The sequence below is a fragment of the Hoeflea sp. YIM 152468 genome (assembly GCF_029210485.1).
Lineage (GTDB): Bacteria > Pseudomonadota > Alphaproteobacteria > Rhizobiales > Rhizobiaceae > Hoeflea.
Map to the genome: position 1 here is coordinate 61,457 of NZ_JARGET010000014.1, position 9,930 is coordinate 71,386.

The 9,930-nt window shown below is 59.8% G+C and carries 12 protein-coding genes; 7 read left to right on the top strand and 5 right to left on the bottom strand.

Annotated features, from left to right (window positions below):
• Positions 1–19: 19 nt before the first annotated feature.
• From PZ897_RS08675 to PZ897_RS08685, 3 genes are read right to left on the bottom strand one after another with little or no spacing between them, the layout of a single operon-like run.
• Positions 20–1,183 carry an amidohydrolase gene (locus PZ897_RS08675; RefSeq protein WP_275751704.1) on the bottom strand — a complete coding sequence of 388 codons (1,164 nt, stop codon included), beginning with the start codon at positions 1,181–1,183 and terminating at the stop codon, positions 20–22.
• The gene (locus tag PZ897_RS08680) at positions 1,180–1,389 is read right to left on the bottom strand and encodes a DUF1737 domain-containing protein (protein WP_275751706.1); all 210 of its coding nucleotides are present in this window, start codon (positions 1,387–1,389) and stop codon (positions 1,180–1,182) included. The genes PZ897_RS08675 and PZ897_RS08680 overlap by 4 nt, the downstream gene beginning before the upstream one ends.
• Before the next feature lie 5 nt (positions 1,390–1,394).
• Positions 1,395–2,315 (bottom strand): CoA ester lyase, encoded by a 921-nt coding sequence (locus PZ897_RS08685; RefSeq protein ID WP_275751707.1) that lies wholly within the window; start codon positions 2,313–2,315, stop codon positions 1,395–1,397.
• 158 nt (positions 2,316–2,473) lie between these two features.
• Between PZ897_RS08685 and PZ897_RS08690 the strand changes: the two genes are divergently transcribed.
• From PZ897_RS08690 to PZ897_RS08720, 7 genes are all read left to right on the top strand, one after another.
• A complete protein-coding gene (locus PZ897_RS08690) occupies positions 2,474–2,707 on the top strand; it encodes a hypothetical protein (RefSeq protein ID WP_275751709.1) in 234 nt (77 codons plus the stop codon).
• A 121-nt stretch (positions 2,708–2,828) separates the two neighbouring features.
• On the top strand, positions 2,829–3,434 hold the full coding sequence (gene leuD, locus PZ897_RS08695) for a 3-isopropylmalate dehydratase small subunit (RefSeq protein WP_275751710.1): 606 nt from the start codon (positions 2,829–2,831) through the stop codon (positions 3,432–3,434).
• 81 nt (positions 3,435–3,515) lie between these two features.
• Entirely contained in the window at positions 3,516–3,770 is a 255-nt protein-coding gene (locus tag PZ897_RS08700) for a phosphopantetheine-binding protein (protein WP_275751711.1), read from the top strand.
• A 2-nt stretch (positions 3,771–3,772) separates the two neighbouring features.
• On the top strand, positions 3,773–4,984 hold the full coding sequence (locus PZ897_RS08705) for a beta-ketoacyl-[acyl-carrier-protein] synthase family protein (RefSeq protein ID WP_275751713.1): 1,212 nt from the start codon (positions 3,773–3,775) through the stop codon (positions 4,982–4,984).
• A gap of 93 nt (positions 4,985–5,077) precedes the next feature.
• Positions 5,078–6,181: a 3-isopropylmalate dehydrogenase gene (leuB, locus tag PZ897_RS08710; protein ID WP_275751715.1), complete on the top strand. Its 1,104-nt coding sequence runs from the start codon at positions 5,078–5,080 to the stop codon at positions 6,179–6,181.
• Positions 6,182–6,552: 371 nt separating this feature from the next.
• Positions 6,553–7,584 carry an aspartate-semialdehyde dehydrogenase gene (locus tag PZ897_RS08715; RefSeq protein WP_275751716.1) on the top strand — a complete coding sequence of 344 codons (1,032 nt, stop codon included), beginning with the start codon at positions 6,553–6,555 and terminating at the stop codon, positions 7,582–7,584.
• Between the two features lie 247 nt (positions 7,585–7,831).
• Positions 7,832–8,650: a lytic murein transglycosylase gene (locus PZ897_RS08720; protein ID WP_275751717.1), complete on the top strand. Its 819-nt coding sequence runs from the start codon at positions 7,832–7,834 to the stop codon at positions 8,648–8,650.
• 55 nt (positions 8,651–8,705) lie between these two features.
• Here PZ897_RS08720 and PZ897_RS08725 read toward each other — a convergent pair whose 3' ends face one another.
• Positions 8,706–9,128, bottom strand: a complete 423-nt coding sequence (locus tag PZ897_RS08725; RefSeq protein WP_275751719.1) for a nuclear transport factor 2 family protein — start codon at positions 9,126–9,128, stop codon at positions 8,706–8,708.
• A 69-nt stretch (positions 9,129–9,197) separates the two neighbouring features.
• A complete protein-coding gene (locus tag PZ897_RS08730) occupies positions 9,198–9,848 on the bottom strand; it encodes a carbonic anhydrase (RefSeq protein ID WP_275751721.1) in 651 nt (216 codons plus the stop codon).
• Positions 9,849–9,930 lie beyond the last annotated feature (82 nt).

The following is a 9,930-nucleotide window of genomic DNA, read 5'->3' on the forward strand; positions in this document are numbered from 1 at the left end:
ATGGCCTGAGCTGGGCTCTTCAGCCGCAAATATCCCGGGCAAGACGTTCAAACAGCCGCACCCCGAGTGGGATCAGATCATCGGGAAAGTCATAATCGGGATTGTGCAAGCGCGGATGGTCGACCCCCGAACCCAGAACGAACAGGGCTGATTTCGCCACCGAACCAAACAGCCCGAAATCTTCCGACCAGCGAAAGGGCCGATCGAGGGTTTCAACCCTTGCGCCTTCCGAGGCAAAAGCCTGCATAACATGAGCGGTTGCCTCCGCATCATTGTGGCAAGCGGCAAATCTGTCTTCAGTGTCCAGGGTCATGGCAAGTCCGTGCTGTCTGGCGCAGCCAGCAGCCATTTCGCGCGCGGCCAGCATCAGCCGCGATTGCAGATCATCATCGATGCTGCGCACTGTGGCCCAGATCTCGGCTGCGCCCGGCGCGATGCCGAAGGCTGCTTCCCCCAGACGCGCGTGCACCAACGTCACCAGCGCGCTGCCACTCTCGAGCTCCAGACGCGACGGCAGCAGGGGCAGGCCGGTCACCAGCTCGCACAGCGCCGCAGCGGGGCTTAACCCGGCTTCCGGCTGGGCTGCGTGCGCGGTCTTGCCTTCAAGTCGGATCCGGAGACCCTCGGAGGCGAAATTGAACGCTCCGGAGCGGATCCCGGCGACGCCCAAAGGCATTCCGGGAAGGTTGTGCAGGGCAAAGGCGAAGTCGGGGCGAATCGCTTCGAACGCCGGATCGGCGATCACCGCCGCCGCCCCGGCTCCGGTTTCCTCCGCCGGCTGGAACAGCACGATCACGCGACCGCGCGCTGGGCGCCGCCTGGCCAGGGCGCCCGCCAGTCCGGCCATGATGGCCATGTGTCCGTCATGACCGCAAAGGTGCCCCTTGCCGTCCACCTGCGAGCGCCATTCCCGGATCGCGATTTCCCGGATAGGAAGCCCGTCGAGTTCACAGCGAAACAGCAATGCCGGTCCGGGGTGTCCACTGTCGAAAACGGCGGCCACGCCATGCCCGCCAAGCCCGGTGACCAGCCGATCCGGCTTCAACGCCGCCACATGGCGCGCAATCAGTGCTGCCGTCTGTTTTTCCTCGCCCGAGATCTCCGGCGCCCGGTGCAAATTCCGGCGCAACCGTACCAGACCGGTCACATCCGAGACGTCAAACGCCAGCGGCACCGGACTCATTGCTGACCGAGCTTCATCTCCGGATCATAATCCTTGCCCTCGATCTCCTTGGTGACGGCCTGGCCGCACTCCATCACGCCGGTCGCCGCATTGAAAGCCAATGTCGGCGAGCCGTGCAACACCCAGCCCCTGGACAGCGCCAGGCTGACCTTGTGGCAGAAATCGGCGCCCTGATCAGGCCCGGTGAGAAACCGGTACAGTTTCATGATCATCATGCTCCTTGTTCGCGCGCCGCGATGAGCGCGGCTTTCTCGATCACCCGCTCGGCTATGTCCAGATGCAACCGCTCGACCATCCGCCCATCAAGGCTGATGACACCACGCGCCTGATTCTCCGGCAAGGCGAAGGCTGCGGCGATGGCCTTCGCCTCGGCCAGTTGTTCCGATGCAATACCGAAGGCTGCGTTCGCCGGGGCAATTTGCGACGGATGGATCAGGGTCTTGCCATCAAATCCCATCGCCTGGCCGTCACGGCATTCCTGCGCCAGACTCTCTTGATTCCGGAAGTCGTTGAAAACCCCATCGAGCACGTCAATCCCGTAGGCGCGCGCCGCAAGCACAATCTGCATCAGCCAGGGGGAGAGCCACGGCCGGCCCGGCAATGGCGCAACGCCGGTCTCCTTGATCAGATCATTGGTTCCGGTGATGAAACAATCAAGCCGTGCGCCGTCGGTCCGGGCTGTTCGTGCGATCTGCCCCGCATTCATCACCCCCCGCGGTGTTTCGATCATCGCCCAAAGCCGCAATGTCGCCGGTGCATCGGTCTGCGCCAGCGCGTCCTCGACCGCGACAATGTCCTCGGGCGTTTCGACCTTCGGAATCAGGATTGCATCGGGTTTGCAGCCGCGCGCTGCCAGCAGATCCTCGCCCCCCCACGGCGAAGACAGCGTGTTGATGCGGACGATGGTTTCCATCCCTGCCGGCAGGGCTTTTGCCCGGCCGTCTTTGAAAAATCCGCGCAGGCTTTCCCGGGCCTCTTCCTTGTTGCCCGGCGCGACGGAATCCTCAAGATCGAAAATCACGCTGTCGCAGCCAAGCCCCGGCAGCTTGTCGAGCGCGCGGGCATTGGTGGCTGGCAGATACAGTACGGAGCGGCGCGGACGAACCGGGCGGGAGGAGGAGGTCTGGGTCATGTCGCTTTTATGGCCCTTGGCGACACGAGCTTGCAAGGGGCTTTTCGCACACCTGCCCTGGCACCGCCGCACCTGCAGCTCGGCAGGAACCGGCGGCAACTATTGAACGGTCCGCCAGCAATCCCCAGATATGATCTGTTGAACAAGGAATCGCCGTTATGAGAAAAGTTCTCGCAGTCTTTGCCGGTCTCGGAGTGCTGTTTGCGGTCTTTGCCGGATTGGCACTGGCCGTTGTCGTTGGCCTCCTGGCCGCAGGCACACTTGCCGTGGCGCGTTTGTCGGGACGGCTCCAGCCGGCCATGGCCAAGGCCTCGACCACCGCCGGTCAGCATCACCGCACGCAGGAATACCGGGTCTGGAACGACGGCCGCGGCACCATCATAGACATGTAAGCTGCACCATTTAAGGGCAATTGCCGGTCTTCTTGCGGTGAAGTAGCGGGCAGGCACTTCTTTTTCCGCTGTTTGTTTGTTAGATGCTGCGGCACAGACAGACAGACAGGACCATCAAGCCATGGAAAAATTTACCCGCCTGACCGGCATCGCGGCCCCCCTCCCGGTCGTCAACATCGACACCGACATGATCATCCCCAAGGATTATCTCAAGACCATCAAGCGGACCGGTCTTGGCGAAGGCTTGTTCGCCGAAGCGCGCTACAACGAGGATGGCTCGGAGAACCCGGATTTCGTTCTCAACCAACCAGCGTGGCGCGAGGCGTCGATTCTGGTCGCAGGTGATAATTTCGGCTGCGGATCCTCGCGCGAGCACGCGCCCTGGGCACTGCTCGATTTTGGCATTCGTTGCGTCATCTCGACCAGCTTTGCCGATATTTTCTACAATAACTGCTTCAAGAACGGCATTCTGCCGATTGTGGTCAGCCAGGAAAACCTTGACAAGCTGATGGATGATGCCAGCCGCGGCGCCAATGCGCGGGTATCGATCGATCTCGCAGAACAGGAAATCCGCGGCCCGGATGGCGGCGTGATCAAATTCGACATTGATGGCTTCAGAAAGCATTGCCTGCTCAATGGACTTGACGATATTGCATTGACTCTCGAGAAAGCGGACGCCATCGATAGCTATGAGGAAAAAGCATCCGGCAACCGCCCGTGGCTTTGAATTTTGAATCAGGGAAGCAAGTAATCTTCAATCAGGAACCCGCATCAAACTGCAGCTAGGCATGAGTTGAAGGAAAAGCATATGTCCGACGATATCGAGACCTCGACCATTGCGCTGATCGCATCTGCCGGAGACATCGAAGCCGCGACGATCACCCGCGAGACCGAACTGGCCGAACTTGAGATTGATTCTCTTGTGTTGACCGAAATCGTGATGGACATTGAAGACAAGCACGACATCGAGATTGACTTGAACACAGCCGAAGCCTGGCAATCGCTCAAGACCGTCGGCGACATTGTTGACGTGGTGAAATCACTCGTCGCGGCCCAACACTGATTATGGATCAGCGGCGGGTCGTCATCACCGGCATGGGCGGAATTTGCGCTCTGGGCGGAAATTCCGACGAGATCTGGGACGGTATGAAGCAGGGCCGCGATGGCTGCAGGCCGTTGTCCTTCGATACGAGGGATCTCAAGACAGCGATCGGCTGCGGCATCACCGGCTATCCCGAAAATGACGGAATCGACAAACGCCATGGCCTGACCATGAGCGGGATCAGCCGCATTTCGGTGATCGCCGCGCGCGAGGCTGTGCGCAACGCCGGGCTGACGGCAGGTGAATTTGATCCGCAACGGGCCGGCGTCGTTGTTGGCGTCGGTATCTTCGGAACCGACGCAGTCGATCAAAGCTATGTCGATATTTTTCTCGAGAAAAAGAAGCGCGCCCATATCTTTACCGTTCCGCGTGTCATGCCGAGCGGGCCGTCCGGCCACGTCTCCATCGACATCGGGCTCGAAGGTCCGGTATTCGGCGTGTCCTCGGCCTGCGCCTCCGGCAACCATGCGTTGATTTCAGCCGTCGACCAGATTCGTCTCGGACGCGCCGAGATCATGCTTGCGGGCGGAGCCGAGTTGGCTCTCGTTTATGGGCCGCTCAAGGCTTGGGAATCGCTGCGTGTTCTCGCCCGGTCGGTGTGCCGGCCATTCTCCGCTGATCGTGACGGGCTGGTGCTTGGCGATGGTGCGGCGGTGGCGGTTCTGGAATCCTATGACCACGCCAAGGCCCGCGGCGCCAACATACTGGCCGAAATCATCGGTGTGGGCATGTCCGGCGATGCATCCGACATCGTCAATCCAACCGTCGAGGGGCCGGCCGCCGCGATCCGCAACTGTCTGGCCGACGCGGGCATTTCCGCCGATCAGGTGGGCTACATCAACGCCCACGGCACCGCCACACAAACCAATGACCAGACCGAAACCCGGGTTATTCGCGCGGTTTTCGGGCAGGCCGCCGATACGGTTTCGGTTTCTTCGACCAAATCCATGCATGGCCACTGCCTCGGTGCCTCAAGTGCCATCGAACTGATTGCCTGCATCAATGCAGTGCGCGAGGGCGTCATTCCGCCAACCATCAATTACACCACCCCCGACCCGCTTTGCGATCTTGATGTCACTCCCAACGTGGCGCGCGACAGGAAGATCGACATCGCCATTTCCAATGCGTTTGCCTTTGGCGGCACCAACGCTGTGGTTGCGATCAAGAGGGTTTAGAATCCGATTCCCGGTCCGGTTGGCCTTGGGTTCGCCGGATCATTTTGTTTGGCGGGTTGCCCCGGCGAATAACTATCTTGAAAGGTATGATCCATGACGTCTCGCTCTCTTTTCCTTCTTCCAGGTGATGGCATCGGTCCTGAGGCCATGGATGAGGTCCGCAAGGTGATCAGCTTCATGAACGAGAAGGAGGCTGCCGGCTTCTCGATTGATGAAGGTCTTGTCGGCGGCTGTGCCTACGACGCCCACGGTCAGTCGATCTCCGATGCCGACATGGAAAAGGCCATGGCTGCCGATGCTGTGCTTTTCGGCGCCGTTGGCGGACCCAAATGGGATGACGTGCCTTACGAAGTGCGCCCGGAAGCAGGTCTGTTGCGTTGCCGCAAGGACATGGAACTGTTCGCCAATCTGCGTCCCGCGATCTGCTATCCGGCGCTGGCGAATTCATCGTCGCTGAAGCAGGACGTGATTGAAGGCCTCGACATCCTGATCGTGCGTGAGCTCACAGGCGGTGTCTATTTCGGCGAGCCCAAGGAGATCATCGACCTCGGCAACGGCCAGAAGCGCGGCATTGATACGCAGGTCTATGACACCTACGAAATCGAACGTATTTCGGCAGTCGCCTTCGAGCTGGCCCGGACCCGCAGGAACGAAGTCTGCTCAATGGAAAAACGCAACGTCATGAAATCCGGCGTGTTGTGGAACGAGGTGGTCACAGCCACCCACAAGGCGCGGTTCTCCGATGTCAAACTGAGCCACATGCTGGCCGATGCCGGTGGCATGCAGCTGGTCCGCTGGCCCAAGCAGTTTGACGTCATCGTCACCGACAATCTCTTCGGCGACATGCTGTCCGATATCGCAGCGATGCTCACCGGTTCGCTCGGCATGCTTCCGTCCGCCTCGCTCGGCGCTCCCGATGCCAAGACCGGCAAGCGCAAGGCCTTGTACGAGCCGGTTCACGGCTCGGCTCCCGATATCGCCGGCCAGGGCATCGCCAACCCGATCGCCATGATTGCATCCTTTGCCATGTGTCTGCGCTATTCGTTCAACATGGTGGCGGAAGCCGATCGCCTCGAAGCCGCCATTGCGGCTGTGCTCGATCAGGGCCTGCGCACCGGCGACATCATGTCCGATGGCTGCAAGCAGATCTCTACAGCTGAAATGGGCGACGCCATCCTGGCAGCCTACGCCGGCTGACACATCGAGCCAATCGCTCCAGACACCAGCCCGGCCCGGCATCATGCCCGGCCGGGTTTTTTCATGCCGTGGTCAGACTTCGTCGCGCAAGCATCGACTGCCATACCGCGCTGAGCAAAGCTCGAACCGGACGCAGCCGGGATCAAATCAGCTGCCTTTGTCTGGCAATCATGCTGACCGGGGCAGGCACGATCAAAAGTTCGATTCTGCGATGGAATTGACATTTTGCGGCACTTGCATCAAAACACCGCCACCATGCGCACCACGAGCAAAACCAAAACCACGATCTGACCCGTTCCGCCCCTCACTCTCCCCGGGGCGGGAAGAGTGGCGCTTGACCGTTAACCGGGGGAGAGAGGAGCACGGGAACCATGGGTTTCAAAATCGCAATCGCCGGGGCGACGGGCAATGTCGGCCGCGAAATGCTCAACATTCTTGCAGAGCGCGCCTTTCCTGTCAGCGAAGTCGTCGCCCTTGCCTCAAGCCGCTCGGTCGGCACCGAAGTGACCTTTGGTGACAAGACCCTGAAGGTCAAGAACCTCGAGACCTATGATTTCTCCGATACCGACCTCTGTCTGATGTCGGCCGGGGGTACGGTGAGCAAGAAATGGTCACCCAAGATTGGTGCTCAGGGCTGCATCGTCATCGACAATTCCTCGGCCTGGCGTTACGACGCCGATGTGCCGCTGATCGTGCCCGAAGTGAACCCGGACGCCATTGCCGGCTACACCAAGCGCAATATCATCGCCAACCCCAACTGCTCCACCGCTCAGCTGGTGGTAGCGCTCAAGCCGCTGCATGACCATGCCAGGATCAAGCGTCTGGTTGTCTCGACCTACCAGTCGGTCTCCGGCGCCGGCAAGGATGGTATGGACGAGCTGTTCAACCAGACCAGGGCCGTGTTTGTTGCCGATCCGATCAGCAGTCAGAAATTCACCAAGCGGATCGCCTTCAACCTCATTCCGCACATCGATGACTTCATGGAAGACGGCTACACCAAGGAAGAATGGAAGGTGCTGGCCGAAACCAAGAAGATGCTTGATCCGAAGATCAAGGTCACCTGCACGGCTGTGCGCGTGCCGGTGTTCATCGGGCATTCGGAATCGGTCAACATCGAGTTTGAAAACGAGATTTCGGCGGAAGAAGCCCGCAACATTCTGCGTGACGCGCCGGGATGCCAGGTCATCGACAAGCATGAGGACGGCGGCTACATCACGCCTTACGAATGCGCTGGTGAAGACGCGACCTTCATTTCCCGCATTCGCGAGGATCCGACGGTTGAGAACGGTCTTAACATCTGGGTCGTGGCGGACAATCTGCGCAAGGGCGCGGCGCTCAACACCATCCAGATCGCCGAACTGCTGGTCAATCGCCGGCTGCTCAAACCGCGCCTGGCTGCCTGATGCAGCTCGCGTTCAAATGCATCCCTTTGAACGCGGCCGACATGCACGGTTTCCAGGCGATGCAGCCACCGTTGCGCATCCCGCCGGATGCGGCCTGCTGCAGCTCCAGGCGACTGTTGAACTTCAAGACCCCGCCCATGCGCTGCAAGGGCGGGGTCTTTCCTGTCCGGACGGATCGTGACTTTTTCCCGAATCGCTGGCAATGTCCGCTTCGGACCGGTTTCACGTGACCTAGGGAAAACTTGGTATGAATCAGAAGGCTTCCAAACTGACGGCATTGGCTATCGCAGCCCTCATCGCAACCGGGCTCAGCGGACCGGCGCAAGCCGCCCAGTGCGGCAACAATTCGTCCGGGTTTTCCGCCTGGGTCGACCAATTCAGAAAAGAAGCAGCATCAGCAGGCATTTCAGCGAAAACGCTGGATCGGGCGTTCAAGAATGTCCGCTATGCCACGAAAACAATCTCGCTCGACCGCAACCAGAAAAGCTTCAAGCTGTCCTTTGACCAGTTCATGAGAAAGCGCGGCGCGGCAACCATCGTGTCGAAAGGCAAGCGGCTGAAGTCACAGAACGCCGGACTGTTTGATGCGCTGGAGAAAAAATATGGCGTCCCGGCCGGCCCGCTGATCGCGATCTGGGGCATGGAAACAGCTTTCGGCGGCTTCAGCGGCAATCAGCACACCATGTCCGCGGTCGCCACGCTTGCCTATGATTGCCGACGCTCTGCTTTCTTTACCGAACAGCTCTATGCCCAGTTGCAGTTGATCCAGAGAGGCTGGATCTCCCCGGACTTCAAGGGCGCTGCACACGGGGAAATCGGTCAGACCCAGTTTCTGCCGGCCAATGTCGTGCGCTTCGGCGTTGATGGTGATCGCAATGGCAGCGTCAACCTCGGATCAAAAGCTGACGCGCTCGCCTCGACGGCCAATTTCCTGCGCGCCCATGGCTGGCGCCGCGGCGGCGGCTATCAGCCCGGCCAGGTGAATTTTGGCGCCATTCAGGGATGGAACGCTGCCGGTGTCTATCAGAAAGCCATTGCCAGGATCGGCGCTGACATAGACGGCTAACCCCCGCTCATGCAGGTCTGCGGCTGCCCGATGACCCGGTCCGGTATGTGAGGCGTTAAAAGTTTTCGCAGCTGTCACTGACTGTTGTCTGGACGCTGCGGGCGATCTTGCCGTCCGCGAATGTGAAAACTTCCCTTATCATCATCTCGTTGTCGGGAAACTGGTAACACACCAACACCGAGGATTTTGTCGCATCGGCCCCGGTCCCCTCCTCGAGCTGCCAGGCAAGATTTGCATCTTTCGCCACCTCTTCCCATTCATCCAGCGACTCGATGAACTCGGTCTTGGTCTGGGTGACATCCAGATCCTCAAGCGTGATGACGGCATCATCGGCAAGCAGATCGGCAATCGCCACCCGGTTGACGTCGAAAAGCGCGGTATACCACCGGTCCAGCAGCGAACTTTGCGCCGTCGCTGGGGATGCCGCGATCAGTACCCCCACCACCAGCATTGAAATCAAAGACCGTTTCGTCACCATCCCAAGCTCCCAAGTCGCCGCGCGTGTCTCCACGCCTTGGCTCATGGAACCGGAGTGCGGCGTGTGATGTCAAGCTATCGGAACTTCGGGCCTGTAGAAATCACCGGTCTCGGGATCCATTACCCACAATTCGCCGGTTGAAATGTCGAACCAGGCGCCGCTGATCACCATCTTGCCGCGATCTGCAAGAATCTTGACACAGGGGAACGTCAGCAGGTTTGCAATCGAATTGCGGATCGAGATCCGCTCCAGCACGATCTGCCGTTCACCGTTGGTCATCAACTGGCTATCCTGGATCTGCTGTGCGGCAGGCTTGAGCAAACCCATCCATTGGCCGATGAAATCACCCGGGGAAAGCGGCACGGCGTTGGGATCAAGCGCCGCCTTGATGCCGCCGCAGCGGCCATGACCCATCACCAGGATCTGGCGGATCTTGAGCGCCTGCACGGCAAATTCCAGTGCAGCGGAGGTGGCGTGATAACTGCCGGTGGGCTCATAGGGCGGCACCAGATTTGCGACATTGCGCACCACGAAGAGTTCGCCTGGACCGCAATCAAAGATGATTTCGGGCGCAGCGCGTGAATCACAGCAGGCTATGACCAGCGTATGCGGCTCCTGTCCGGCCTCGGCGAGATCACGATACCGCTCACGCTCGGCGGCATAGCTACCGCTCATGAATGTCTGGTAGCCTTCAAGTAGGCGGGTCGGGAATGACGACATATCTTTTCACATAAGCCCAGTCGCACTGAAGATCAATCAACCATTTGCTTAACCTGCCTTGCATAGCCTCGGACGACGGCCA